The organism is Pseudoduganella albidiflava, assembly GCF_004322755.1.
GTDB classification, from domain to species: domain Bacteria; phylum Pseudomonadota; class Gammaproteobacteria; order Burkholderiales; family Burkholderiaceae_D; genus Rugamonas; species Rugamonas albidiflava.
Genome location: NZ_CP036401.1, coordinates 1,455,013 through 1,479,288, shown reverse-complemented (window position 1 = coordinate 1,479,288; position 24,276 = coordinate 1,455,013). Strand labels below are relative to the sequence as shown.

The following is a 24,276-nucleotide window of genomic DNA, read 5'->3' as shown; positions in this document are numbered from 1 at the left end:
ATCAACTGGTTGCTTTCGGCAGCTCCGCCACCAGGCGCAGCGAAACGGTCAGCTCGTCGAGCTGGAAATGCGGCCGCAGGAAGCTGACGGCACGGTAGACACCGGGCCGGCCCGGTACTTCATGCACTTGCACCGACGCTTCCCGCAACGGGAATTGCGCCTTCTGTTCCTGGCTGGCGTTATCGTCCAGCAGCACGTAGCGCATCAGCCAGCGGTTCAGGAAGTCCTCGACATTGGCCGCCGAGGCGAAGCTGCCGATCTTGTCGCGCATCATGGCTTTCATGTAGTGCGCGATGCGGGACACGGCGAAGATGTACTGCAGCTGGGACGACAGCACGGCGTTCGCATTGGCCGCCTCGGTGCTGTAGCGGCGCGCCTTCTGTGCCGACTGCGCGCCGAAGAACGCGGCATACGAGGTGTTCTTGCAGTGGACCAGCGAGATGAAGCCGAGGTCCGACAGTTCCTTCTCGCGCCGGTCGGTGATGGCCACTTCGGTCGGGCATTTCAACGCGATTTCGCCTTCGTCGGTCTTGAACGTGTGGGTCGGCAGGTCGTCCACCAGGCCGCCGCCTTCCACGCCGCGGATCGCCGCGCACCAGCCGAATTCCTCGAAGGCCTTGGTCAGCTTGGCGCCGAATGCGTAGGTGGCGTTGCACCACAGGTACTTCTGGTGGTCGGTGCCATCCACGTCCTCGACGAAGTTGAAGCCGTCGACCGTCATGCCGTCGAGCGGATTGAATGGCAGGCGCCCGAGGAAGCGCGGCAGCGTCAGGCCCACGTAGCGCGAATCCTCGGATTCCCGGAACGTCTTCCACTTGGTGTACTCCAGCGTGTCGAACACCTTGGCCAGGTCGCGCGGCTTGCCCAGGTCGCCGAAGCCTTCCAGGCCGAACAGCTCGGGCGACGCGGCGGTGATGAAGGGCGCATGCGCGGCCGCGGCCACGTGCGACATCTGCTCGACGAAATACATGTCTTCCGGCTGGCGCGAGATCTCGAAGTCACCCAGCAGCGCCGCATACGGCGCGCCGCCGAACGTGCCGAATTCCTCTTCGTAGATCTTGCGGAACATGGCGCTCTGGTCGAATTCCAGCGCGCTCTGGAAATCGCGCACCAGCTCGCGCTTGGTGGCGTTCATCATGCGCACCTTCAGCCCCGTGCCCGTGGTGGTGTTGCGCACCAGGTAGTGCAGCCCGGTCCAGCTCCGCTCCAGCTTCTGGAAGGCCGGCGCATGCATGATGGCGGACAGCTGCTCGGAAATCAGCCGGTCCAGCTCCGCCACGCGCGCATCGATGGTGGCGGTCAGGTTGTGGGAGACGATCACCGTGCCTTCCAGCACCTGGCTCACCAGTTCGCCGATGATGTCCTTGGCGCGCTCGTGCTCCGCGCTGGACTTGGCGACCTTGCTGCGTTCGACGATCTGGTCCAGCAGCGCCATGCCATCACGATCGGGACGGTTCGCGTCGGCGGCCTGGGGCAACGCCGTTGCCTGCGGTTGAGCTGACATGTCATGCCTCCCCGGCCGGCGGTTTCAGTTGCGACAGCTGGTCGGTGTTCCTCAGCACATCGGTGAGGATGTCTTCCAGCTTGTCGTTGCCGGCCAGCTTGTTGCGCAGGTCGGCCAGCTTGGTGCGCGCATCGAGCAGCTTCGACAGCGGTTCGACCTGGCGCACGATCGACTCGGGACGGAAGTCGGCCATCGCGCGGAAGTGCAGTTCGACCGACAGGTTGCCTTCACCGGACAGGCGGTTCGGCGCCTGGAATTGCGCGGCCGGGGCCACGCCGGCCAGCACCTCGTCGAAATTGTCCCGGTCGACGTTGACGAAGCTGCGTTCCTTCAGGCGCTTCTGTTCCCGCTCCGGATTGCCGCCGTAGTCGCCGATCACGCCCAGCACGAACGGCAGCTCCTTGTTTTCGATGGCGTCGCCGATTTCCACGTCATAGGTCATCTGCACCCGAGGCGGCCTGACCTTGGTGAGACGCTTTTGCACACTGTCGCCTTTTGCCATTGCCTGCTCCTATTTCAGTGCGCCGAACGGATCGGCGCTGGTCGTTTGATTCGATGCGGTGCGCTTGATGGTGCCGGCCGGCTTCTTCGCCGCTGCCGGCTTGCCGTTCCGGTTCGGTACCAGCACCTCTTCGCCCAGCGTGGTGCGCAGCAGGCTGGCCAGCTGCTGGGCCTCGGTGCGCAGCGGGCCGCCCAGGTGGTTGTGCTGGCTCAGGTCCGCCACGGCCTTGGTCGACAGGCGCAGGCCGGCGACGGCCACGATGCTGTTGCCCTGCCGGTCGCCGGGATCGCGCTGCAGCGCTTCCAGTGCATGCGTGATCGCTTCGCCGTAGCTGCCGCGATCGAACTTCAGTTGGGCGATCTGCACCCAGGGGGCTTTCTCGGCCGGGAAGCGGCTGCCGGCGCCGCGCAGGATCGTGTAGGCCTTCTCGGCGTCGCCGGCCGCGACGCTGCGCTCGGCGTCGGCCATCGCCGCCTCGAGCGTCGCGGCGGCCGGTGCCGCCGTGGTGATGGCAGGGGTGGTGGAGACGGCGCAGGCAGACAGCAACAGGACGCCGGCGAAGCAAGGGATGAGGCTCGAGATGAAACCGGGGACGAGGCAAGCAGCGTGGCCGGGGGCGGAGCCTGGGGTGGAACTGGGGGCGGGACGGGAGATCGGGCGTCGTTTCATGGTTTCCTCCGTGCAATCGGTGAAAGCAATTATTGAAGAGTTGCTGTCAGGAGAAATTGCGTTGGCGCAAGCTCATGCAACAGTACTTGCGTGAACGCAAGTTCAGCCGGGAGCCCGGCCGGTTAAATGGAAGACCGTCCTGCAACGATCCACCACGATTCACGATGATCACCACGAGGAGCAAACATGAAGGCAACCGCATGCATCGCAGCGGCCGTCGCGGTAGCGACGCTCGGCGGCTGCACCGGCGCATCGATCGCCGGCGCCGTGCTGCAGATCGCCGGCGTCAACCGCCCGCCGGAACAGCCCGAGGCGCAGAAGCCGCCGCGCAACGTGAACATCAGGCTGCACGCGGCGCCCACTCTCAACAGCGGCAACGGCGGTCCGCCGCTGGCCCTGGTGGCGCGCGTCTACACGCTGCGCCAGGCCGAGGCGTTCGAGCGCCTGTCGTATGCGGCATACGCGGGCTCGGCCAGCATGCAGGCGGAACGCGAGCTGCTGGGGGCCGACCTGCTCGAGGTCAAGGAAGTGCTGCTGATCCCGGGGCAGCGCTACGAAGTGACAGAGAAGGTCAGCCGGGAAGCGGGCTATGTCGGCGTGGTGGCCCTGTTCCGCGCGCCGGACGGCAAGCGCTGGCGCGCCGCGTTTCCCGCCATCGACGCCGAGAAGTCCGGCATCACGCTCGGCCTGCATGCCTGCGCGATGACGGTCGGCCAGGGCGCGGCGGCGCGCCAGCCGCAGGTGGCCCGGCCGCTGCTCCAGTCGCCCTGCACGTGACGAGACCACTGTCCAGGCGCGATGCGCCTGATTCCACACCTTTCAGGCGCGATGCGCCGGATTCCACACCTTTCAGGCGCGATGCGCCTGATTCGATCACCTTTCAGGCGCCATCCGCCAGCTTCCATCACTTTCCAGGAGAACACCATGACGACGCAGATCGAACGGCGCGCCGCGCCATCCCTGTTCGCCGGCCGCCCCGTCGCGCCCGACGGCATGCGCATCCACTCGCTGCTGGACCTGATGCACGAGGGCTTCCACCTGCTGTTCCTGCTGAAGACGAGCTGCGCGCCGCCGTCCGAAGTGGAGTTCATGCCGCGGATCAGCGCCTTCCTGAACGACTTCGACCGCGAGGCAAGGAAGCTGCGCGCCGAGGGCGACGACATCGAAGCCGCCAAGTACGCCTGGTGCGCCGCGCTGGATGAAACCCTGCTGACCTCCGCGTCGCCGCTGCGCGACACGTGGGAACGGCATCCGTTGCAGTTGACGGTGTTCGGCGACCAGCTGGCGGGCGAGCACTTCTTCGACCGGCTCGAGGAGTTGCGCGGCAAGGGCGGCGCGCGGTTGCAATCGCTGCAGGTATTCCACATGTGCCTGCTGCTGGGCTTCAAGGGCAAGCACGCGATGGACAGCGGCGACAGGCTGGCCTACATGACGGCCCGGCTGGGCGACGAGATCGCCCACATCAAGGGCAGGAGCAATGGCTTCGCACCGCGCGCCGGGCGGCCCGACCAGGTGTTCCACAAGCTGCGCAGCGACGTGCCGCTGTGGGCCGTCTCCGCCGTGTTCGCTCTGGTGGGCCTGGGTGTGTTCACGGGGCTGCGCACGTCGCTGCGCACGGATGCACAACAGGCGATGGCCGGCTATTCCGACCTGGTCAGGCTGGCGCCCCGCGCGGCCAGCCTGACGATCACGCTGCCGTGATCACACGGCAGGCCGCCGCATGCCGCGTCACTCCACGACGCGGAATTCGATCCGGCGATTGCGGGCCCGCCCTGGCGCCGTCGCATTGTCGGCCACCGGGCGGTCCGGCCCCTGGCCCGACACGCTGATCATCGCCGGCGCGACGGCCTTGCCGGCCAGGTAGGCACGCACCGCTTCGGCACGCGCAAGCGACAGCGCGAGGTTGCTTTCGCGCAGGCCGGTATTGTCCGTGTGGCCGATCACTTCCACCCGCCTGCCCTGCAGCTTGAGCAGCGCGGCGGCCATCTCGTCGAGGATCTGCAGGCCGGACGGGCGGATCACCGCCTGGCCGCTTTCGAACTCGATGATGCGCCGCGCCAGCGTGGCGTCCAGCAGGTTCTGCTCGCTGGCGCCGACCCGCAAGCCGTTCTTGACGAGATAGGTGGGGTTCAGGCTGGCGGCGATGTCGCCGGCGATCTGCTGCCGCTGCGCTTCGTTGGCCACTTCGCCCTGCACGGTGACGTTGTTGCCATCCACCTTCAGCTGGCCCTTGCTGATCAGCTTCAGGTTCGGGCTGATGAGCTTTTGCACGTAGCCGTTCCAGTTCGGCGGCTGCACCACGTTGCCGATCGCGACCTGGTCCACCACGCGCCCGGCACCGTACAACTCGCGCACGCGCGCCAGCACGGCGGCCTTGCTGGCTTCGTCCGGCACCGTGCCGCTGACCAGGACCGGACTTTCCGGCGCGGGCGCCTGCGCCCCGGCGGCGCCGGCCACTATTGCCAGGATGGCCAGGATGGCCAGCGCCGGCAGCCGCGGCGTTCGAGTCATGCTCTTCATGTGGTTCTCCCGTCAGGCAAAGGTCTCGTGGAACAGCCCGAGCGCGGCGCCCAGCGACAGGCTGCCTTGCGCCAGGCAGGCGGACAGGCGCTGCACGGCGGGATCGCCGGCGATCATGCCGTCGACCCACGCCGTATCGTCGAAGCCGATCAGCCGGGCGGCCGCCGCTTCGGGATCGATGACCGCCTGGAGGGCCCCCGCGGAGGCACCGGAGAAGCCGACGACCAGCATCGGCCGCCCGCCGACCTCGGCGTGGAACAGGGCCAGTTCGATCGCCGCGCCGCGCAGGAAAGGCGCGATCAGCGCCAGCCAGAACGCCGCCACGGCGGGGCGATGCTCCGGCGCCCCGGGCAGCGGCAACGCCAGCGCGCGGTCCAGTTCAGTGCGGCCGGTCCAGCCGAACGGTTGCAGCAGCAGGCCGATACCCAGCACGATGCCGCGCACCGAGCTTGCCGGTTCACCGTGACTGCCGTATGCCAGCAGGGCTTCCAGCGTGGCCATGTCGGTGCCGGCCGCGAAGCGTTCCAGCGCGGCGGCATGGCTGTCGCCGCCGGCATCGGCGCCCAGCACCGCCCTGCTCAATGCCTGCAGCGGGACGGCGGGATCGGCGGCCACCAGCACCTCGTCCGCCAGGGTGCCGAGTTGCTGCCACAGCGGCGCCAGCGCAAATGCGCTCATGGCAAGGAAGGACTCCGGCTGCGGCACTTCCAGCGTGCCGGCCACGATGAACGGATAGCGGCGGCCCGCCTGGTCGTTGCTGGCCGCCAGGTGGCCGGCCACCGCGACATGGTTGCGCGGCCCCACGAACGCGAAATGCAGCGGCTGCACGGCGTCGTAATGCTGTTTCCAGCGCGGGTTGGTCGTCAGCTGGTTCATCATGCCCGCCAGCCACTCGTCGATCAGGCCGGTGAGTTCATGCTGGGCGCCGCCCTTGACGAAGTCGGCGCGGGCCGGCAGTTTGCCGAAATAACCGATATGGAACGTGCTCATCACTGTACCCCTCCCATGGTCGCGGCCGCCGCGCGGGTGATTGCCGCCGGCGCACCTTGTGTCACCGCCACGGGCGCGCCGCCGACGATGGTTTCCGGCAAGCGCATGCCGGTGAAGCCCTGCTGCGGCGACGCCGCATCGCTGGCCACGGCCGGACTGCTCGTGATGCGCAAGTCGACGGCGATGCTCAAGCCCTCGGCACGCCAGCGCAGCTCGTGCACGCCGCCCTCCTTGCGCTTCTTCTCGGCCGCCTCGATCAGCCGTTTCAGCCCGAACTGCCCGGCCTCGCTGAACAGTTCGACGGTGCGGCCATCGAACGCGACAGCCGTGACGCGCGCTCCGGGCACGCCCTGCGTGCCCGGATGGACCATGCTGGCCCACTGCGGCGGCGTGTTCCGGTAGCGCAGCTGCTGGCCATCGATCTCCACCGTGTATTCGATGGTGCCGGGCGACGGGATCGGCAGGAGCTGGAACACCGTCTGCGCCGGTGCGGCCGATGGTCCGGCGCCAGCGGCCGCCACCCAGCCCGGGAAACGCTGCACTGCCTGCGGCTGCAGCGTGATCCCCATGTCGGCCCAGGTGCGCGGCGCCAGCACGTCGCCGCGGCGCACCACCAGCGGCCCCATCGACGTGTTGACGAACTTCGCGACCAGCCCCTCCGGCCCGAAGAACTGGGCGATCTCCGCCTGGCTAGCTTCGATGCGCGCCGATTCCGCGAACGGATACTTGGCGGCCAGCGTGCGGTTGAACGGCTCGTACACCTGCGCCAGCCAGGTCTTGTTGATTTCCGCCTCGGCCGGGCCGACGATCACGGCGAACGTCTGCATCAGCGGGCGCACCAGCAGCGGCCGGATCGCGGCCCTTTGGGTATCGCTGATCCCGTTCAGCATCTGCTCGTCGACGAAGCGCAGGGCGTCGGCCAGCTCGGACCCGCCGCCTTCCAGCGTCTGCTGCATGAACGCCTTGGCCCCCGGCCCCGGGTCGCCCTGGTTCTTCAACGCGTTCAGGCGGGTGCGCAGGCGCGACAGCGTATCCAGGTAGGAGCGCAGCAGCGAGGCATCCTTGTCGTGCCGGCCGACGATCCGCGCCACCGGGGCGAATTCGCGGCCGACGGGGCCCGGTGCCCGGTCGAAGCCGCTGCCGGCCAGCTGGACATTGAGGTTGACATTCGCGTTCACCTGCGATGGCGCGCGCTGCATCACGCGCGTCTTGATCCAGTTGACGAAGCCGGTCTGCGCCTCCTTCATTTGCGCGTTCAGCGCCACCGGGTTGTCCCAGGCGGTCTGCTCGTGGATCGTGTCCAGGATCTTCGCGATCGGCGAGGCCTGCGGATCGCCCAGCCGGTTCATCGCCGCCACCGCGCCGTTGAAGCCGTGCATGTCGGCGATGGCGATACCCTGCACGAACTTCTGCCATTCGCGCGTGTAATCGGCCTTGTACATGGCGACCAGGTTCTTCTCGATCTGTTCCGGGCTGCCTTCCAGGGTCAGGTCGTCGCGGCTGGCGGTCTTCAGCACCCAGTCGGTGCTTTGCAGCTCCTTCGCCGACACATCGCGGATCGCGCCGGCGACGTATTTTTCCCAGGCCTCGCGGGTAAACGTTCCGGCAATCGCATGGCTGCCCTGCACCAGCGCCGCATCGTGCTCGCCGACGATGCGGCCCACCGTCATGGCTGGAAAACGTGTCGCGGCGCGGGCACGGATCTCGGCATACACGCGGTCGCGCGCCGGCATGCCGCGCACCACGCGCCGCAGGTTCTCGCGCGCGCTGTCCACCAATGCCAGCTTCTGCTCGATCCGGGGCCACGCCGGGTCGCCCAGCTGCGCCAGGTGGAACGTCAGCAACCGCTCGGCACTGCGGATCATCTGCTCGCGCGACATGGTGCCACGGTTGGCTTCCAGCCAGCCGCGCCAGAACCGCGTCAGCTGGTCGTTCAGGTGGCCCGGCTCGGCGAGCGCCGGGTCGGCCAGCATCAGGTAGGTCTTCAGCGCGTTATAGCCATCTTCCACGCTGGTTGGCGAGGCATCGGCATACGCGCGCGCGGGCGCCTGCACCGGTGGCTGCGCGGGCTGTTGCAGCGTTGCCGCCGGCGCGGCCAGCTGGCCGGCATTGGCGTTCATCTCGTACAGCAGCGCCTCGAGGTTGCCGGCCACCGGTTTCACCATCACCTCGCGCACGCCGCCGAAGAACTGCTCGCGCAACTTGAACTCGAGCAGCTCGCCCTGGTAGAGACCCAGCGACAGCGCCCACGGGCGCTCCCGGCGATACTGTTCGAGCTGCTCGATGCGCCGCTGCAGCACGTCCAGCGCTTCGAGCCGCGCCTGCAGGTCGAGGCGGCCATCCTGCAGGCGCACCACCTTGTCGAGATCGCCCTGCACGGTGGCCAGCAACTGCCGGTTGCCGAGGTAGGACCAGCTCCATCCCGCCAGCGACAGGCCGAGCGCCACCGCCACCGCGATGAAGGCACCGTACTTGAACTGGATCTTGCTGCGGCTGGCGTACTGGGACACCAGGTTGCGGTCTTCGAAGATCACCTTGCGGAACAGGTCGAGCAGGAAGTAGCCGATCTGGCGCATGTCGTGCACCGGGCCTGGCTGCGCCGTTGCCGCCCGGCGCGACAGGGCGAAGCGCTGCATCACGTGGCGCGACTGCGCGCATTCGGGCAGGCCTTCCTGCTGGGCGCTGGTGAAATAGAAGCCGCGGAACACCGGCTTGAACTGGAATGCGTTTTCCTCGAACAGCGTGGCGAGGAAGGCGCGCAGCGGCACCCGCAGCGACGCGAACTCGAACGGGAATGTGAAGATGCCGGATGGCAGGCTGTCGCGCCGCTGCAGCGACATGTTGGCGATGCAGGTCTCCTTCAAGCCTTCATGCAGCTCGTCGAACGCGCCGTCGAAGAAGGCCAGGATTTCCTGCGTGCCGGCGCGGCGCTGGTAAGGCATGGTGGCGCCCCACGGCCGTTCGCGCTCGGCCCGCTCGAACGGCGCGAAGAAGTCGGCGAATCCGGCGATCAGGTCGGCCTTGGTGAATACCACGTAGACGGGCGCGAACACTTCGAGCCGCTCGATCAGGTCCTGCACGCGCTTGCGCAGGTTGCGGGCCAGCCGGATGCCGGCATCGGCGTCGGCCCCGCGCAGCTCGGCGATGCTGACGGCGACCAGGATGCCGTTGACGGGCGCCCGCGCACGGTACTTCTTCAACAGGTCGAGAAAGCCGTGCCACTCGCCGCGGTGCTCGTCGTCGACCGAATAGCGGCCCGCGGTATCGAGCACGATGCCTTCGGTAGTGAAGAACCAGTCGCAGTTGCGGGTACCGCCCACGCCCTGCACCACCTTGTTCTCGGCGATCGGAAACTGCAGGCCGGAGTTGACGATGGCACTGCTCTTGCCGGCCGCCGGATTGCCGATGATCATGTACCACGGCAATTCGTACAGCGCGCGGCTGCCGGTCTTGATGCCCAGCTTGGATCCGCGGATCGTGTCGATCGCTTTCAGCAACCCGCTGCGGAGCACCTCGACATCACCCTCGACAGTGGCCGCGGGCGGTGCGGAGCTTTCCTCGATCGCCCGCTCCAGCCGCGCTGCGCTGCGCGCGGCCAGCACACGCCGCAGCCAGCGTACCAGCAGCCAGCAGAGCACCGTGGCGCACGTGGCCGCGATCACCCAGATCAGCGCCAGCTCCAGCAGTTCGGCGCCGAGATAATACAGGCCCGCCGTCGCGGCCAGTCCAAGGATTGCAAAGTGACGGGAGTCCGTCAGGAACAGCCAGATTCGTCGCATCATGGGGCACCCGTTTGTTTCGTCGGATGATGGTGCCACTATCCACGGGGCAATTTGTTGACTATGCGCAATTTCAACGGCGGCGTGTGCGCAATTCCACATGGCCGAAATCCATCATCTTCCAGCGCCCGCCCCATGTCAGCCCGGCCGCTTCCGCCACCTGCCCGTACAGCGCGTAACCGCGCATCGCCCACGGATCCTTTTCCGTGATCACCACCTTGCCGTTGCGCAGGAAGGCACAGTCGCCGGCCAGGCCGAACTGGTGCCAGCTCTGGAACGCGCGCGCGTTGGTGACGTGCCCGCCGGCGTCGGCCAGCCGGTTCTGCCGCTCGGGACTGCGATAACCCTCCAGCAGCACCATGTCATAGCCGTACTGGTCGCGCATCACCTTGAACACCAGCAGCAGCCGCTGCGTGAAGTCCGGGTCCAGCAAATCCCAATTGCGGTTCGCGCTGGCCAGTTGCGGGCGCACCAGCGTCACTTCGGCGGTGGTGAAAGCGGCCGGCGGCAATGGCGCCGGAGCGATCAGCCGTTCACCGCGCAGCAGCTCGGCCACCTGCCTGTTGATGGCATGGTCCTGTGCCGCGACACCGGGCAGTTCCGCGCGCCCGGCCAGCAGCAGCGCGGCCAGCGGAGGCAGCAGCACCAGGGCTGCGCAACCGGAGGCCAGCAGCGGATAGCGACGCAGCAGCCGCGCCCCGCGGGCAAATGCGGCCCGCGCGCCTTCTCCGGCCGAGCACACGCCTCGCGCTCCCTGGGCAGCCATCTGCCGCCATGCGCGGTCGGCATCGCGGCCGAGCCGCCCCGCCACGGCACCAGCCCCGTCCCGGCCTGCCGGGAACAGCATCAGCCAGCCGGCCAGGCAGGCGCCCACGAACAGCATCAACATGTAGATGGGAAACATCGTGCGCTCCGTCAACACCATAAAAAGTGCCGGCGCGAAACTGTCTGTCGACCGGACGCCCATCGTATGACACGGACCGGCCGGCGCAAGACCGTCCACATCAAGCTTTGGAGAAGCAACTTGGATTCATCAAAATCCGGCAGGGGCATACTGGCCAGCCTCGAACGCAAGGCCGCGGCACCGGTGCGGCGCCCCGCCATTGCCACGCCTTCGGCAGTACATGGCGTTGCCCTGATCGTCGGTAGCGGTGTGGTGACCGGTGCGCTGCTGATGTGGTGGCTGTCCAGCGGCCCCTCGCCGCTGATCGTGCACGAAACGCTGCCGCCCTTCGTGCAGGTTGCCCCGGTCCTGCCTCGGCCCGCCCCGCCGGGGCCGATCGAGGCCGCCGCCATCGTCGACGAAGTACCGGCGTCGGCGTTATTCCCACCGGCCGCCGTGCTGGCGCCTGCACGCATTCCGGCAGTCGCGATGGGCTACGACCAGGCGGTAATGGGTCCGTCGCAGACAGCGCTGAAACCGATGACGAAACAGGCCGTGGCGGCACGCGAGAAGGCGCGCCGCACGCCGCATGCGGTCGCCGATACCGACGTGGAGTTGCTGTCGGCCCTGGTCGCCCATGCCAACGAGGTCGACATCGTCGAAGCGCGCCTTGACGACCCTACGGAAGACCTGCTGCAGCGTTGCCGGCGTGTCGGTGGCGAAGAAGGCCGCCTGTGCGGCATGCGCATCTGCGCCACCCGCGCCGGCGATACGGCCTGCCACGTCGAATAGAACCTGGCCTGGAGCGTACGCGCACGCACATCCCGCCGCGAGGCGCCGTGGCATGCTTTCGCCCTCGTATTCACACAGGAGAACACGATGACGCAACAACTCAATGGCAAGAAAGTGGCGGTACTGATGACGGATGGCGTGGAACAGGTCGAATATACCGAACCTCGCAAATTCCTCGAGCAGCATGGCGCGCAAGTCACGCTGGTGTCGCCGAAGGGACAGGGCGAACAGATCCAGGGCTTCGACCACCTCGACCCCGCGGAGAAATTCGAAGTGGAACGCGATGTGCGCGATGTCCGCCCCGCCGATTTCGATGCGCTGGTGCTGCCGGGCGGCGTGGCCAACCCGGACCAGCTGCGCCTGTCGACGGAAGCCATCACCTTCATCCGCGAATTCGGCCGCGAGAACAAGCCGATCGCCGCGATCTGCCACGGCCCGTGGACGCTGATCGACGCCGACCTTGTCAAGGGCAAGCGCGTGACCAGCTGGCCGACCTTGCAGCGCGACCTGCAAAACGCCGGCGCCCAGTGGACCGATGAACAGGTGGTCGTGGACGGCAAGCTGGTCACCAGCCGCAAGCCGGATGATATCCCCGCGTTCAACGAGGCAATCCTGAAGCAGCTAGCCGCCTGACGCCGCACCGCCGTAAACGGAAAAAGCCCAGCATCGCTGCTGGGCTTTTTCAATCCGTTGCCCGGAGTGATGGCTCCCGGGTATCGATTCAAAGGGACTCGGCCGCATCTCTACACGTGCCGCGTGTCAAACAATCCTCCCATTCAGCTCGATATGATCGGCGACATCCAGGAGGAGACACAATGCGCGCTTATATGATTTCCCTGTCATTCTCGGTCCTTCTAACGTCGAGCATGAATGCCGCGGCACAGAAAAATGCTGCCGCGATTTACACAAATCTCTCCGGTAACGCTTGTAGCAAGGCCATCGACGATGTGGCAACCGGCGCCCATACATTGGACTGCCCTGGAATTGCAGGCTATCGTCTGCAGGTCCTGCTGGACGATGAGCGCAATTCCCTCAATGTCGTGACGCCGGGCAAGCGAGTACTTCCACTCGATTACTGGGAAGTGGTCACGCGCGGGTTTTCAACACTGGGCGAAAAGGCCGAGTGGCGCATCGCCAAGACTAGGGGACGGATCACGCCCATAGCGATCATTGTCCGCGTTGACACCTTTGAGCAAGGCAATCCGGAGCAGCCGAAACGCGTACCGATGCTGGTCATTGCCAGGATCTTCCATGACACCGCTTGCGTTACAGGAGCCATGAACGCAAATGTTCGTGACGCAAGCGTGAAGGCACGGCGAATTGCCGACGACGAGCACCTGCCTTGCCTGCTTCGCGAGTCGAATCCGCACGAAGCGATCCAGCCGTAAATGCAAAAAGCCCAGCATCGCTGCTGGGCTTTTCTGTATTCTGGCTCCCCGACCTGGACTCGAACCAGGGACCTGCGGATTAACAGTCCGTCGCTCTACCGACTGAGCTATCAGGGAAAAGAGGCCGTATTATAGCGGCCGCTTTGACCGCTGGCAAGAAGGAATATTTCTTTCGCCAGCGGCATCAAACAATGGACTCTTAGAAGAGACCTTTGAGCTGCACACCCCACTGGCGCGGCTCGTTGACGAAGCCGGTCAGGTTGTTGAAGTCGATCGCGCCCGTGATGCGGCGCTGGTCGGTGATGTTGCGGCCGAACGCGGCCACTTCATACTTGCCGCCCTGCCAGTTGTAGCCGACGCGCAGGCCGCCTTCCGTCAACGGCGCGCCGGTGAACTCCTTCGCCTCGTACAGGAAGAAGTTGACCTTGCTGCGGTACGACCAGTCGGTCAGCACGAACAGGTTGCCTTCGGCCAGCGGCCAGTTGTAGCGCGCCGACAGGTTGACGATCCACTTCGGCGCCTGCGGCAGCGCGTTGCCGTCGATGACGACGCGGCCGGCGGCGTTGAGCGGGTCCAGCACCGTGCACTGGGCGCACTTGTTGACCGACAGCGAAGGATCCTGGATCTTCGTGTAGTTGTAGCTGGTCGATGCCGACACCTTGAAGTCCGGCGTGACGAAGCCTTCGATCTCCGCTTCGATACCGCGGCCCTTGGTCTTCTCGGCGTTGATCAGCGCGGTCACGTTGGAATTGCCGCCCACCACCGTCAGCTGCTGGTCCTTCACGTCATAGTCGAAGATCGACAGCGAGGCGCGGGCGCGGCGGTTCAGCAGGTCGGCCTTGATGCCGGCTTCATACGAGGTGATGGTTTCCGCATCGGCGATCGTGGCCGGACCGGAAGCCGACGGCGCGCCGATCGACGGTGCGCGGAAGCCCGTCGCCACGCGGGCGTAGGCCGACACGTCCGGGTTGATCGCATACGTTGCCGACAGGTCCCAGTTGGTCTTGTGGCGTTCCGCGTTGATCGTCGACGGGCCCTGCAGCGTGGTGCCGCTCGCCTCGATAGTGCGGAAGTCCTTCTTGTCGTTGGTGTAGCGCAGGCCGCCGCGCACGGTCAGCGCATCGGTCACCGCGTAGTTGACGGAACCGAATGCCGCCCAGGCCTTGTTGCGCTGGTTGCTCACGACGCGGCTGGTGCGCGCGCCGGCGGTGTTGAAGTTGTCGCTGCCGCCAGTGGCATCTTCATCGAAGTAGTACACGCCGGCCTGCCAGCTCATCGGGCCAGCCTTCTTCGATTCGATACGGAATTCCTGCGTGTACTGCTTCAGGTCGGGCAGCACGGAAGCCGTCTCCACCTGGAACGGCACCACGCCCGGGCCGTAGACCGGATTGCCGCCGTCGATGTCGCCGCGGCTGTTGTACTCGGTGATCGACTCGTAGCCCGTCACGGAGTACAGCTTCACCGCACCCAGGTCCCACGACAGGCGCACGTTGCCGCCGCGCGTCGTCAGGTTCTGGTAGTTCTGGCCGTTGGTGAAGACCGCGCCTTCATCGTAGTTGTCGACCAGCTGGTTGCTGCCCTTTTTGATGATGTTGGCCTGGAACAGGCGCGAATTGCCGCTGGTGGTACGCTGGTGCACGTTGAACAGCGCGTTGAACGTGCCGTTCGGCTGGTACAGCACCTGCACGCGTTCGGCGTGCTCGTTGTAGCCGTCCAGCGACTCGCGGCCGTCGGTGAATTCGTTGCGGATGTAGTCGTCGCGGTGCTGGCGCAGCGTCGATACGCGCAGTGCCCACTCGTTCGACAGCGGAATGTTGGCCGCGCCTTCGACGTTGGTGGTGCCATGCGACGCCACGGAGAAGTTGTAGTAGCCTTCCACGCCTTTCAGGCTCGGCTTGGCCGATTCGAACTTCACCACGCCGGCCGGGGTATTGCGGCCGAACAGCGTGCCCTGCGGGCCGCGCAGCACTTCGATGTTGGCCAGGTCGAACATCGGATAACCCTTCAGGATCGGGTTTTCCTGCACCACGTCGTCATAGATCAGCGACACGGGCTGCGAGGCGAAGATCGAGAAGTCGGCATTGCCGTAGCCGCGGATGTAGAAGCGCGGGAACACGCGGCCGGTCGACGATTCCACGTTCAGGCTGGGCGTCTTGCCGGCCAGCACGCGCACGTCCTGGCCGCCGGACAGGATCACGTCCAGCTTCTCGTGCTGCAGCATCGACACCGACACCGGCACTTCCTTGATGTTCTCGGCGCGGCGCTGGGCCGTCACCGTCACGGTTTCCAGCTGGCCGCTGGCGACCGGCTGCTGCGCGGCCTGCTGGGTGCTTGGTTCGGTATTTGCCTGGGTGGCGTCCTGGGCCATGGCGGCCATGGGCAGCGCGGCCGTCAGCGCGAGGAGACGCTTGTGCATCTTGGACAGTTTCATGATGTGCCTTCCTGGGTTAAGAATAATGCTGCAAGGGTGGTCAACGCTGTCTCCGGATTTTTAACGTCCTCGTGCGGATGCCCAACGGCGCGGCTCCGTCTCTGTGGTTGCACTGCCAACTACCTGTTCTTTCGTCATCGCCGCGGATAACAAAAAGCCGCGTCGAAACGCGGCTTTTGCAATTCTGGCTCCCCGACCTGGACTCGAACCAGGGACCTGCGGATTAACAGTCCGTCGCTCTACCGACTGAGCTATCAGGGAAAGGAGGCCGCATTATAGCGGCGCCCGGCAAAGTCGACAACACCATTTTTTAGCGCCCCGTCGTGACGCGAAGCAAAGGCAAGCCGGGCGGGCTGCCACACGCTGCCAGATCGCGGTTTCACCGCCGGCAAAACCGGTTTCGTCGCATCCCGGTGGAAGGCTCTCCGGATGGCCGGCAGCATGCGGCCATTACACCACCGGAGAACCCCATGAAATTGCCTTTGTTCGCGCTGCTGCTGGCGGCCAGCTTTGCCGCAGCAGGCGCCCCTGCCCATGCTTCCTCCCCGTTCGCGCAGGCACGCGACCAGTTCCTTGCTGCCACCCGTGGCGACACGGCCGCGCGCGACGCCGCCATCGAAGCGTTCGCGAAGCTGGCCGAGAGCCAGCCCGAACATCCCGTCTATCTCGCCTACCACGGCGCCGCGCTCACGCTGAAGGGCCGCGATGCCAGCAAGCCGTGGGAAAAGATGCGGTTCGCCGAACAGGGCGCCGACCGCATCGAGAAAGCCCTCGCCCGCCTTGGCCCGCAGCACGATGCTGCGATCGCCGACGGCAGCCCGGAAAGCATCGAAACACGCGCCGTCGCCGCCAACAGCCTGCTGGCGCTGCCCGCCATCATGCACCGCGGCGGCCCCGGCAAGCGTGCGCTGCAGGCGGCGCTCGACTCGCCGCTGCTCGATGGCGCGCACGCTGCCACGCGGGCCAGCGTGTTCGGCGCGGCCGCGCGGCTGGCCGCGAAGGAAGGCCGTGCCGCCGACGAGGCGCAATGGCAGCGCAGGATCGTCGCCCTGCCCGCCAACGCGGCAGGCATCGCGGCCATGCGCGAGCGCGCGGCGGCCCGCCTGAAGGAGCTCGGGCAATGAGGCCGGCGCTGCTGTCGCTGGCGGATGTGCGCCGCACCTACCGGCTCGGGTCCAGTGCCGTACATGCGCTGCGCGGCGTCGACCTGCACTTGCAGCCCGGCGAAATCGTCGCCGTCACCGGCCCGTCCGGCAGCGGCAAGAGCACGCTGCTGAACGTATGCGGCTTGCTGGACCGGGCCGACCAGGGCCAGGTGCTGTTCGATGGCACCGCGCTGCATGGCGGCGACGACGCCGGCCGCACGCGGCTGCGCCGCCAGGCGATCGGCTTCGTGTTCCAGAGCTTTCACCTGGTGCCGGTGATGAATGCGTACGACAACGTCGACTATCCGCTGGCGCTGCTGGGCGTGCCCGCTGCCGAACGGCGCTTGCGTGCTGGCGATGCACTGGAACGGGTGGGCCTGGCCGGCTTCGGCCGGCACTTGCCGGACCAGCTGTCGGGTGGGCAGCGCCAGCGCGTGGCGATTGCGCGGGCGATCGTCAAGCGCCCGCGCCTGGTGATCGCCGACGAACCGACCGCCAGCCTGGACGCGGCCACCGCCGGCCAGGTCACCGCGCTGCTGCGCCAGCTTGCGCACGAACAGGGCACCGCCTTCCTGGTGGCCACGCACGACGACCGCGTGCTGCCCCATTGCGACCGTGCGCTGGCACTGGACGATGGCGTGCTGGCGGGAGAACGCCATGCGCATTGATGTCACCTGGCTGGCCATGGCGTTGAAGAACACGCTGCGCAACCGGCGCCGCTCGCTGGTCACGGTGGCGATCGCCGCCACCGGCACGGCGGCGGCGCTGCTGGGCGCCGGCTTCGCGCAATACACCTACCAGTCGCTGGCCGAATCGGCCGCGCGCGACACGGGTCACGTGATCGTGGCCGCGCCGGGCGGCTTCGACGGCATCGACGACACGCCGCTGCAGCATGGCCTGCAGGGCGGCCCGGCGCTGGCGCGGCAACTGCTGGCGCGCAGCGGCGTGCGGCGCGTGCTGCCACGGCTGCAGTTTTCCGGACTGCTGAGCAATGGCGAGAAAAGCGAAGTGTTCGTTGGCACCGGCGTCGATCCGGCGCAGGAATTCGCCGTGCGCGGACCGTTCATCAAGGTGATCGCCGGCGACCTGCTGGAACCGGATGCCGCGCGGCCCGGCATCGTGCTGGGCAAGACGCTGGCGCGCAGCCTGGGCGCCGCGCCCGGTAACGTGCTGACCCTGCTGTCGACCACTACGGGCGGCAGCCTGAACGCGGTCGACGTGACGGTGACGGGTGTCGTCAGCAGCGGCTTCGCGGAGCTGGACAAGCGGATGGCGCTGGTCGACCTGGCCACCGCGCAAGGCCTGCTGGCCACGGATCGCGTGAGCACCCTGGGCGTCTACCTCGAAGCGCTGGACGACAGCGCCGCCACGGCGGCGGCCCTGCGCGGCACGTTCGGCAAGCGGTACGAAGTGCGCGACTGGCGCGACCTGGCGCAGGTGTACGCCAGCGTGCGCGGACTGTACGACCGCATCTTCGGCTTCCTCGGCGTGATCGTGCTCGTGATCGTGCTGGGCGCGGTGGCCAACACGCTGGCGATGGCGGTGGTCGAGCGCACCCGGGAGATTGGCGCGCTGCGCGCCATGGGCACCACGCCGCGCGAAGTGATGCGCCTGTTCACGGTGGAAGGCATGGCACTGGGTGCCACGGGCGCCGCGCTGGGCATGCTGGGCGCGGCCGGCATCGGCGTGGTCCTGCTGGCCGCGGGCATACAGATGCCGCCGCCGCCCGGCCGCACCGGCGGCTATCCGCTGGACATCGTCATCACGCCGGCGATGTACGCCGCCGCCGGCATCGCCGTTACCGTGCTGGCCGGCATCGCCGCGCTGGCCGTCAGCCGCAAGGCTGCCCATCGTTCCGTCGTGGAGGCGCTCGCCCATGTTTAAGACAATACTCCTCATGCTGTCGCTGTCCCTCGGCGCTTCCACCCAGGCCGCCGACGTGGCAGCCATCCTGAAACAGGCCGATGCCTTCCGCCTGCCGGAAGGCTCGGCCCAGCTGGACACCCTGGTGCAGACCACGAAGGATGGCCAGCCCGACCGCGAGAAGCGCTACCAGGTGCTGGTGCGCGGCGATGGCAAGGCACTGATCCTGTTCCGCTCACCGGGCGAGACGGGCCACAAGGTGCTGGTGTCGGGCGACGATTTCTGGATGCTGCTGCCCGGCAGTGCCCGGCCGATCCGCATCACGCCGCTGCAGAAACTGCTGGGCGACGCGGCCACCGGCGATATCGCGACGCTGACCTGGTCCGGCGACTACAGCGGCAGCGTGGCGCGCGAGGTCGATGTCGATGGCGTGCCCTGCCTGGAACTGGACCTGGCGGCGCGGCGCCCCGCGCTGAGCTACCAGCGCGTGGTGCTGCGCGTGGCGAAGCACGATTCCCGCCCTGTGTATGCGGACCTGTACGCGGCATCGAACCGCAAGCTGAAGCAGGCCCGCTTCGAATTCGGCACGCGCAATGGCCGTACCGTCGTCACCCGGATGACGCTGCAGGATGAAGTGCAGACCGGCCGCGCCACGGTGGTGACGACGTTGTCGTCCACGCCGCGCAAGTTCGCCGACGCGCTGTTCAATCCGATGACGCTGAGCCGCGGCGACGTGGCGCCATGAGGCGGACGGGCCCAATGCGCGTGCCTGCGGCGGTGCTGGCGGCGGCGCTGGCCCTGCCCTGCGCCGCCGAGAACATCGTGTCCGGCCAGGCACGCGCGCAGGCCGAGACCTGGCACAGCCCCTCCCCCGCACGAGATGGCACGCAGCCGCGCCAGGCCATCGACCTGCGCTGGCAGGTGGCCGCACCGGTGGGCGCGCAGCTGCATGGCAGCGCAGGTCTCCGCCACGATGCAGCGGGAACCGGCGTGCGCCTGTTCGAACTGGCACTGGAGCGGCCGCTTGCCGGCGGTTACGCGACGGCCGGCAAGAAGGTGATGAGCTGGGATGTCGGCTATGCGTTTCGCCCGCTCGACGTGGTGCAGCAGGAAGACCGCCGCGCGCTGTACCCCGGCACGCTGGAAGGCGTGCCGCTGCTGGCCTGGGAAGCGTTCGACGCCGAGCGCGCCGTGACCGTGGTGTGGTCCAATCCCGGCCACGGCAAGGCCGGCCAGCCCCGCGACGATGGCGCGCTGGCCGTGCGCCTGTACCGCCAGCGCGGCGCGCGCGATGAATACGCGGTGCTGCGCGCCTCGGCACGCAACGGCATCGAGGCCGGCGCCTCGTTTTCCCAGGTCGTCGACGAAGGCCTCGAGCTCCACGGCGCGCTGCTGGCCCAGCAGCGCCACGACGAATGGGACGGCATGCGCTGGCAGCCCCGCACCGGTGGCGGCAAGGCGCTGGCCGGCTTCACGTGGACCACCGAGGGGCGGTTGTCGGTACTGGGCGAGGCCTGGGTCGACCGCACGGTGCTCGCGGCGCAGCGCCGCAACCTGCTGCTGCGCGCCGCGCAAAAGCTCGGTGACGTGGAACTGGTGGCCGATGTGCTGTGGCGCCGCGCCGGCCGCGTGGCGACGCTGGGCGCCAGCTGGAAACCCGATGCCTGGCTGCTGTCGGCCACCTGGCGCCGCTACGACGGCATCGGCAGCGTGGCCTTGCTGACGGTCGAGCGGGGATTCTGATCACATGCCATGGCGCGCTTGTCACATCTGGCGGAACAGGTGCGCGTACAGTGGACTGACACGCACTTTCTCGGGCCGGTGTTTCATGTTCAGCGCGAGCTTGCCGGCTTCGTCCTTCACCGCGCTCAGCACGCACGTGGCGTTCACGATCGTGCCCCGGTGCACCTGCCAGAACTGCCGGTCGTCCAGCTGCGGCAGCAGGTCCCTGAGGCTGGTGCGGATCAGGGCTTCCCCTTCTGCCGTGACCACGTTGACGTATTTGTCGGTGGCTTCGAAATACACCACCTCGGCCACCGGGATCATCCTCACCTGGTTGCCGACGGCCGCGCGGATCACGGCCAGCCGCTCCACGGGCGCCTGCGCGGGCTGCGGCTGGAGCTGGGCGACCGCGCGCAGTTGCGCCAGCAAGGACTCCATGCCGCCGGCCGGCTGCGCTTCCAGGCGCTGGCGCAGCCGCTGCACGGTGCGGCCGAGGCGTTCGTCGCTGACCGGCTTGAGCACGTAGTCGGCGGCGGCGTTGTCGAACGCCTGCACGGCGTATTCGTCGTAGGCGGTGACGAACACGATCTGCGGGAACGCCTTGCCGGCCGGCCATGCATCGGCCAGTTCCTCCGCCACGTCGAGCCCGGTCTTGCCGGGCATTTTGATGTCGAGGAACAGCACGTCCGGCTGGCGCGCCAGCGCTTCGGCCAGCGCCGCCACACCGTGCGGGCACGTGGCCACGATCTCCAGGCCGGGCCACAGCCGCTTCAGGCTGGCCGCCAGCGTGGCGGCGAGGATCGGTTCGTCTTCGGCAATCAGGGCAGTCGTCATGTCTTGTCTTGTTCGAGGGGAATGGTGATGCGGGCCACCGCACCGCCGGTATCGGCCGGCTGCAGCGTGACGGAGGCGCGTGCGCCGAACAGGACGTCCAGGCGCGCACGGGTGTTGGACAGGCCCAGGCTCGTGCCGGCCTTGCCCGGCCCCGCCGCCAGGCCACGGCCGTTGTCGGCGACGCTGAGGGTCAGCAGCTTGTCTTCGCATCGCGCGGTAACGTGGATATGGCCGCCGTCGATGGTGGGCTCCAGCCCATGCGCGATGGCGTTTTCCACCAGCGGCTGGAGCAGCATCGGCGGAATCTCGACGGCGCGCAGCGCGTCCGGCAAGTCGAAACCATACGAAAGCCGGGCGCCCATGCGCACCGACATCAGGCCGAGATAGGCTTCCAGCAGCGCGAACTCCTGCGCCAGCGTGGTCCGCTGTGCGCGCGAGGACGACAGCGTGGCGCGCAGGTACTGGATCAGCTGGTCCAGCATCTGCTGGGCGCGTTGCGGATCGAGCGCGATCAGTCCCTGCAGGTTGGCCAGCGTGTTGAACAGCATGTGCGGCTCGATCTGCGCCTGCAGCAGTTGCAGTTGCGCCTGCAGCGCCTGGCGCTCCACGGCTTCCGCGCGCGCCCGCTCTTGCGCGGCAGCCGCCTCGGCCCGTGCAAGCCTGTCGCGGCTGGCGAAGAACAAGGTCACCGCGCCCGTGGCGAGCAGCGTGAACACGAGCATGCCGGTGGTGCGGCTGGATCCCAGCGTGTGCAACCCCGTCAGTTCGCGCCCGAGCAGCCACCCCGCCAGGCGCGCGCCGGCGATCTGCCCGACCGGCACGCCCACGGCGATCAGTGCGGCGAACGCCAGCCAGTGCGGCCGCACCTTCTCGCCCCAGAACGCCAGGCGCACGCCGTCGATGATGGCAAAGGCGATCGTGCCGATGCAGGCCGAGACCAGCAGGTTGATGCCGAAACCTGTGCCGTCGCCGAACGACCAGGTGATGACCACGGCGCAGATCACGACCAGCACCAGCATCCAGCATGCATCGGTGGCGAAACGCCGCCACGGGAAGCGCCGTCCGGGGCGGGGTCGATCGAGGGTGGCGGTATCGGTCATGGCGGCTCGCGGTGGGTGATCCGCCATTCTGGACCGGCACTGGCCAGGTTGGCAACGGCGGGGCGACGAAACCGCTGGGGCGGGGAGTGAATCGGGTGTGAGGCGGCGCCACTATTCAATCCCATGACTGGATTCGACCGGCACTCGCGCAGCGGTGACAAAAAAATGCTGGCGGTGGTACGCGCCCCTGCCTATATTACAAACCAGGGCACGCGAGTGTGTCAGGAGTTTTAGCGATTGGCGCCTGGCGGCCGCAGGGCCAGTTCCCAGGGAAAGTATTGAATTCTTGAATGCGAGGCTCCTCATGGGAGACAGGTACGCAGAAGAGCGATATGACCCCTCACTGGCGATGTGCAGCAAGCTCGCACTCACATTCAATGGGAAGACGCTTGCAATGACTGGCGGAAGCAAGACATATTCTTATCCAGCCGCCTCTGGGAAGCCGGACAAGAGTGGGGCGTTCAGCTACACAAAGGAAGCGCAAATTGCCGGGTTCAGCGGGCCCATACCGGAGGGCATTTACTGGATCAACCCCGATGAGCTATGGGTCAATCGCTGGTATAAGCGCGGAAGTGAGGCCTCGTGGGGGAAATACCGCATCACAATCCATCCGTTCACCACTACCGAAACCTACCAGCGTGGAGGATTTTTCATTCATGGAGGCAAAGTTCTCGGCAGTATTGGCTGTATCGATCTGACCTCGCATATCGATGCTTTTGTCGCCGATCTTCAGGTGGAAGGCGCGATGCGCAAGTGCCAGATCCATTTGTCCGTCCAATACGCACCGGCCACGCCGTGAAAACACCAGGCTTCGCGATCCTCACGTTCATCATTGCAGGCTTGCTGGTCGCCGGAGCGGCTTTCGTGAGCTACCAGGCGCTGGTGGAGGCATATGGCCCAGGCCCGCCGTACTACTCGCGCACCACCAATATGGACAAGTGGAGCGATCCGCTGCCCGAAATCGTCATTGCCGACGTCATCGCCCTGGCGATTGCAGCGGCTCTCGTGCGGACAGGAGTCCGCAGGCTGGGGAAAACCGACTGATGACAGCGTGGCGCGCAGGTACTGGGGGGCAGTATCGGTCACGGCGGCTCGCGGTGGGTGTTCCGCACTCTGGCCCGGCGCTGGCCCGCTTGGCAACGAAGGGGCGACGAAACGCTGCAGCGGGGAGTGAAACAAATAGACGACAGCATGAAACCTATGGCTTAGCGCAAGCCATATACTTGAAGATCACGGGTCGCTACTGTCAGACGATTGCAGTTGATCAGATCATCGCACCATGACACATTGCTTTCGAGTCGAACCAACTGAACGCGGCAACTATGCCACCGAACCTGAAGAAAAGCCCGCGGTCAATTGCGGGCTTCAAGATTTTCATTGACGCTGCTCTTTCGTGGCGCAAGGTATTAGCAATCTACATTGGTCTCGGTGTCACCAGTTACAAGATTGATTCCGATCCAGCACCGGTAGGGACCGCCTTTTGCTTTCACATCGGCCGGGTCATATACACAATAAATACCCTTCTTGCGTCGGTCTCGGTTCCCCGCCCCTCCATCACAAGTCGGCTGCACGTCAGGCCCGATCGAATCAAAGATTTCCCGTGCAGCATTGCCATCCACATGGACCGTCAGCTTGCGATCGCGCCCTGCTGGCGGCGTACGATCAGCAACACTTCCAGAGTGGACTTTGTAGATACCCGGGAAGATCTTCCATAGCCCGGATGGGTCGCCCGACAGATTAGCAGCTTGCGAGATGGAAAACCCTGCCGCCGCTACGGACGCTAACCAAGTTACGAGACGCACGATTAACCCCCTGATAGTGTCGATCTCTTTGAGGAATGGAACTGCCTGGCACGTTAGCGACTGCGATGCGCTGGCCAGTGCAGTGGAGGATGACTCCTCCTTCGGCATTTTCAATGGCTGAGATGCGCTTGACATTGAAACGCGTCAATATTGCTTTTCTTTACACAAAGAATATTGTTGACTGCGAATCCAGCTCAGTTGAGGATGCAGGAATCCAAGCTGCGGGCAGCAAGGTGGCGTAATGGAGCAAGATGACGACGGTGGTGAGAGCAAAAATAGAATGGCCGCGCTCGCGCGCGGCCATTTAGTCTGAAGCCCTGTTCGAACGACGTCCTACTGGCCCGTCGTAAGC

Annotated in this window: 22 protein-coding genes and 2 tRNA genes; 12 read left to right on the top strand and 12 right to left on the bottom strand. The window is 66.6% G+C overall.

Features of this window, described 5'->3' with window-relative positions; all coding sequences use genetic code 11:
- Position 1 precedes the first annotated feature (1 nt).
- The 3 genes from tssC to EYF70_RS06315 are packed head-to-tail and all read right to left on the bottom strand — an operon-like array spanning position 2 to position 2,675.
- Positions 2 to 1,504 (bottom strand): type VI secretion system contractile sheath large subunit, encoded by a 1,503-nt coding sequence (gene tssC, locus EYF70_RS06325; protein ID WP_131144647.1) that lies wholly within the window; start codon positions 1,502 to 1,504, stop codon positions 2 to 4.
- A 1-nt stretch (position 1,505) separates the two neighbouring features.
- Complete coding sequence (gene tssB / locus EYF70_RS06320; RefSeq protein ID WP_131144646.1) at positions 1,506 to 2,006, bottom strand: type VI secretion system contractile sheath small subunit; 501 nt, start codon at positions 2,004 to 2,006, stop codon at positions 1,506 to 1,508.
- Between the two features lie 9 nt (positions 2,007 to 2,015).
- Positions 2,016 to 2,675 (bottom strand): tetratricopeptide repeat protein, encoded by a 660-nt coding sequence (locus tag EYF70_RS06315; RefSeq protein WP_229420724.1) that lies wholly within the window; start codon positions 2,673 to 2,675, stop codon positions 2,016 to 2,018.
- Between the two features lie 186 nt (positions 2,676 to 2,861).
- Between EYF70_RS06315 and tssJ the strand changes: the two genes are divergently transcribed.
- Positions 2,862 to 3,452, top strand: a complete 591-nt coding sequence (tssJ, locus tag EYF70_RS06310; protein WP_131144645.1) for a type VI secretion system lipoprotein TssJ — start codon at positions 2,862 to 2,864, stop codon at positions 3,450 to 3,452.
- Between the two features lie 147 nt (positions 3,453 to 3,599).
- Entirely contained in the window at positions 3,600 to 4,376 is a 777-nt protein-coding gene (locus EYF70_RS06305) for a DotU family type IV/VI secretion system protein (protein WP_131144644.1), read from the top strand.
- A 27-nt stretch (positions 4,377 to 4,403) separates the two neighbouring features.
- Here the strand turns inward: EYF70_RS06305 and EYF70_RS06300 are convergent, their stop codons facing one another.
- The 4 genes from EYF70_RS06300 to EYF70_RS06285 all read right to left on the bottom strand — a co-directional run bounded on the left by EYF70_RS06300 (position 4,404) and on the right by EYF70_RS06285 (position 10,868).
- Entirely contained in the window at positions 4,404 to 5,195 is a 792-nt protein-coding gene (locus tag EYF70_RS06300) for an OmpA family protein (protein WP_131144643.1), read from the bottom strand.
- 12 nt (positions 5,196 to 5,207) lie between these two features.
- The gene (tagF, locus tag EYF70_RS06295; RefSeq protein WP_131144642.1) at positions 5,208 to 6,185 is read right to left on the bottom strand and encodes a type VI secretion system-associated protein TagF; all 978 of its coding nucleotides are present in this window, start codon (positions 6,183 to 6,185) and stop codon (positions 5,208 to 5,210) included.
- Positions 6,185 to 9,964 carry a type VI secretion system membrane subunit TssM gene (gene tssM, locus EYF70_RS06290; RefSeq protein WP_131148925.1) on the bottom strand — a complete coding sequence of 1,260 codons (3,780 nt, stop codon included), beginning with the start codon at positions 9,962 to 9,964 and terminating at the stop codon, positions 6,185 to 6,187. Before tssM ends, tagF begins: the two co-directional genes overlap by 1 nt.
- 73 nt (positions 9,965 to 10,037) lie before the next feature.
- A complete protein-coding gene (locus tag EYF70_RS06285; RefSeq protein WP_174800389.1) occupies positions 10,038 to 10,868 on the bottom strand; it encodes a M15 family metallopeptidase in 831 nt (276 codons plus the stop codon).
- A gap of 120 nt (positions 10,869 to 10,988) precedes the next feature.
- Between EYF70_RS06285 and EYF70_RS06280 the strand changes: the two genes are divergently transcribed.
- The 3 genes from EYF70_RS06280 to EYF70_RS06270 all read left to right on the top strand — a co-directional run bounded on the left by EYF70_RS06280 (position 10,989) and on the right by EYF70_RS06270 (position 13,027).
- Positions 10,989 to 11,639 carry a hypothetical protein gene (locus EYF70_RS06280; RefSeq protein ID WP_131144641.1) on the top strand — a complete coding sequence of 217 codons (651 nt, stop codon included), beginning with the start codon at positions 10,989 to 10,991 and terminating at the stop codon, positions 11,637 to 11,639.
- A gap of 87 nt (positions 11,640 to 11,726) precedes the next feature.
- The gene (locus tag EYF70_RS06275) at positions 11,727 to 12,272 is read left to right on the top strand and encodes a type 1 glutamine amidotransferase domain-containing protein (RefSeq protein WP_131144640.1); all 546 of its coding nucleotides are present in this window, start codon (positions 11,727 to 11,729) and stop codon (positions 12,270 to 12,272) included.
- 182 nt (positions 12,273 to 12,454) lie between these two features.
- Positions 12,455 to 13,027 carry a hypothetical protein gene (locus tag EYF70_RS06270; protein ID WP_131144639.1) on the top strand — a complete coding sequence of 191 codons (573 nt, stop codon included), beginning with the start codon at positions 12,455 to 12,457 and terminating at the stop codon, positions 13,025 to 13,027.
- Between the two features lie 41 nt (positions 13,028 to 13,068).
- Here the strand turns inward: EYF70_RS06270 and EYF70_RS06265 are convergent.
- From EYF70_RS06265 to EYF70_RS06255, 3 genes are all read right to left on the bottom strand, one after another.
- A tRNA-Asn gene (locus tag EYF70_RS06265) sits at positions 13,069 to 13,144 on the bottom strand.
- An 82-nt stretch (positions 13,145 to 13,226) separates the two neighbouring features.
- Entirely contained in the window at positions 13,227 to 15,461 is a 2,235-nt protein-coding gene (locus EYF70_RS06260; protein WP_131144638.1) for a TonB-dependent receptor, read from the bottom strand.
- Positions 15,462 to 15,643: 182 nt separating this feature from the next.
- Positions 15,644 to 15,719, bottom strand: a tRNA-Asn gene (locus EYF70_RS06255).
- 209 nt (positions 15,720 to 15,928) lie between these two features.
- On the opposite strand from EYF70_RS06255, the gene EYF70_RS06250 reads away from it, so the two are divergent.
- From EYF70_RS06250 to EYF70_RS06230, 5 genes are read left to right on the top strand one after another with little or no spacing between them, the layout of a single operon-like run.
- The gene (locus EYF70_RS06250) at positions 15,929 to 16,582 is read left to right on the top strand and encodes a hypothetical protein (RefSeq protein WP_131144637.1); all 654 of its coding nucleotides are present in this window, start codon (positions 15,929 to 15,931) and stop codon (positions 16,580 to 16,582) included.
- Positions 16,579 to 17,271 (top strand): ABC transporter ATP-binding protein, encoded by a 693-nt coding sequence (locus EYF70_RS06245; RefSeq protein ID WP_131144636.1) that lies wholly within the window; start codon positions 16,579 to 16,581, stop codon positions 17,269 to 17,271. The genes EYF70_RS06250 and EYF70_RS06245 overlap by 4 nt, the downstream gene beginning before the upstream one ends.
- Complete coding sequence (locus tag EYF70_RS06240; protein ID WP_131144635.1) at positions 17,261 to 18,487, top strand: ABC transporter permease; 1,227 nt, start codon at positions 17,261 to 17,263, stop codon at positions 18,485 to 18,487. Before EYF70_RS06245 ends, EYF70_RS06240 begins: the two co-directional genes overlap by 11 nt.
- Positions 18,480 to 19,211, top strand: coding sequence for an outer membrane lipoprotein-sorting protein (locus EYF70_RS06235; RefSeq protein WP_131144634.1), 732 nt, complete (start codon positions 18,480 to 18,482; stop codon positions 19,209 to 19,211). Before EYF70_RS06240 ends, EYF70_RS06235 begins: the two co-directional genes overlap by 8 nt.
- A 14-nt stretch (positions 19,212 to 19,225) precedes the next feature.
- Positions 19,226 to 20,209, top strand: coding sequence for a hypothetical protein (locus tag EYF70_RS06230; protein WP_131144633.1), 984 nt, complete (start codon positions 19,226 to 19,228; stop codon positions 20,207 to 20,209).
- Positions 20,210 to 20,230: 21 nt separating this feature from the next.
- On the opposite strand, the gene EYF70_RS06225 is transcribed toward EYF70_RS06230, so the two are convergent.
- Both EYF70_RS06225 and EYF70_RS06220 read right to left on the bottom strand, forming a co-directional pair.
- Complete coding sequence (locus tag EYF70_RS06225) at positions 20,231 to 21,022, bottom strand: LytR/AlgR family response regulator transcription factor (RefSeq protein ID WP_131144632.1); 792 nt, start codon at positions 21,020 to 21,022, stop codon at positions 20,231 to 20,233.
- Positions 21,019 to 22,122 carry a sensor histidine kinase gene (locus EYF70_RS06220; protein ID WP_229420723.1) on the bottom strand — a complete coding sequence of 368 codons (1,104 nt, stop codon included), beginning with the start codon at positions 22,120 to 22,122 and terminating at the stop codon, positions 21,019 to 21,021. Before EYF70_RS06220 ends, EYF70_RS06225 begins: the two co-directional genes overlap by 4 nt.
- Positions 22,123 to 22,426: 304 nt before the next feature.
- On the opposite strand from EYF70_RS06220, the gene EYF70_RS06215 reads away from it, so the two are divergent.
- Both EYF70_RS06215 and EYF70_RS06210 read left to right on the top strand, forming a co-directional pair.
- A complete protein-coding gene (locus EYF70_RS06215) occupies positions 22,427 to 22,921 on the top strand; it encodes a tlde1 domain-containing protein (protein WP_131144631.1) in 495 nt (164 codons plus the stop codon).
- 29 nt (positions 22,922 to 22,950) lie between these two features.
- Positions 22,951 to 23,166: a hypothetical protein gene (locus EYF70_RS06210; RefSeq protein WP_131148922.1), complete on the top strand. Its 216-nt coding sequence runs from the start codon at positions 22,951 to 22,953 to the stop codon at positions 23,164 to 23,166.
- The last annotated feature ends 1,110 nt before the right edge of the window (positions 23,167 to 24,276 follow it).

Coding starts and splice junctions, on each gene's coding strand:
- EYF70_RS06300 (WP_131144643.1), bottom strand. CDS start 5,195: ATGAAGAGCATGACTCGAACGCCGCGGCTGCCGGCGCTGGCCATCCTG.
- EYF70_RS06245 (WP_131144636.1), top strand. CDS start 16,579: ATGAGGCCGGCGCTGCTGTCGCTGGCGGATGTGCGCCGCACCTACCGG.
- tssB (WP_131144646.1), bottom strand. CDS start 2,006: ATGGCAAAAGGCGACAGTGTGCAAAAGCGTCTCACCAAGGTCAGGCCG.
- EYF70_RS06315 (WP_229420724.1), bottom strand. CDS start 2,675: ATGAAACGACGCCCGATCTCCCGTCCCGCCCCCAGTTCCACCCCAGGC.
- EYF70_RS06235 (WP_131144634.1), top strand. CDS start 18,480: ATGTTTAAGACAATACTCCTCATGCTGTCGCTGTCCCTCGGCGCTTCC.
- EYF70_RS06225 (WP_131144632.1), bottom strand. CDS start 21,022: ATGACGACTGCCCTGATTGCCGAAGACGAACCGATCCTCGCCGCCACG.
- EYF70_RS06250 (WP_131144637.1), top strand. CDS start 15,929: ATGAAATTGCCTTTGTTCGCGCTGCTGCTGGCGGCCAGCTTTGCCGCA.
- EYF70_RS06220 (WP_229420723.1), bottom strand. CDS start 22,122: ATGACCGATACCGCCACCCTCGATCGACCCCGCCCCGGACGGCGCTTC.
- EYF70_RS06240 (WP_131144635.1), top strand. CDS start 17,261: ATGCGCATTGATGTCACCTGGCTGGCCATGGCGTTGAAGAACACGCTG.
- EYF70_RS06230 (WP_131144633.1), top strand. CDS start 19,226: ATGCGCGTGCCTGCGGCGGTGCTGGCGGCGGCGCTGGCCCTGCCCTGC.
- EYF70_RS06305 (WP_131144644.1), top strand. CDS start 3,600: ATGACGACGCAGATCGAACGGCGCGCCGCGCCATCCCTGTTCGCCGGC.
- tssJ (WP_131144645.1), top strand. CDS start 2,862: ATGAAGGCAACCGCATGCATCGCAGCGGCCGTCGCGGTAGCGACGCTC.
- EYF70_RS06285 (WP_174800389.1), bottom strand. CDS start 10,868: ATGTTTCCCATCTACATGTTGATGCTGTTCGTGGGCGCCTGCCTGGCC.
- tssC (WP_131144647.1), bottom strand. CDS start 1,504: ATGTCAGCTCAACCGCAGGCAACGGCGTTGCCCCAGGCCGCCGACGCG.
- EYF70_RS06270 (WP_131144639.1), top strand. CDS start 12,455: ATGCGCGCTTATATGATTTCCCTGTCATTCTCGGTCCTTCTAACGTCG.
- tssM (WP_131148925.1), bottom strand. CDS start 9,964: ATGCGACGAATCTGGCTGTTCCTGACGGACTCCCGTCACTTTGCAATC.
- tagF (WP_131144642.1), bottom strand. CDS start 6,185: ATGAGCACGTTCCATATCGGTTATTTCGGCAAACTGCCGGCCCGCGCC.
- EYF70_RS06275 (WP_131144640.1), top strand. CDS start 11,727: ATGACGCAACAACTCAATGGCAAGAAAGTGGCGGTACTGATGACGGAT.
- EYF70_RS06215 (WP_131144631.1), top strand. CDS start 22,427: ATGGGAGACAGGTACGCAGAAGAGCGATATGACCCCTCACTGGCGATG.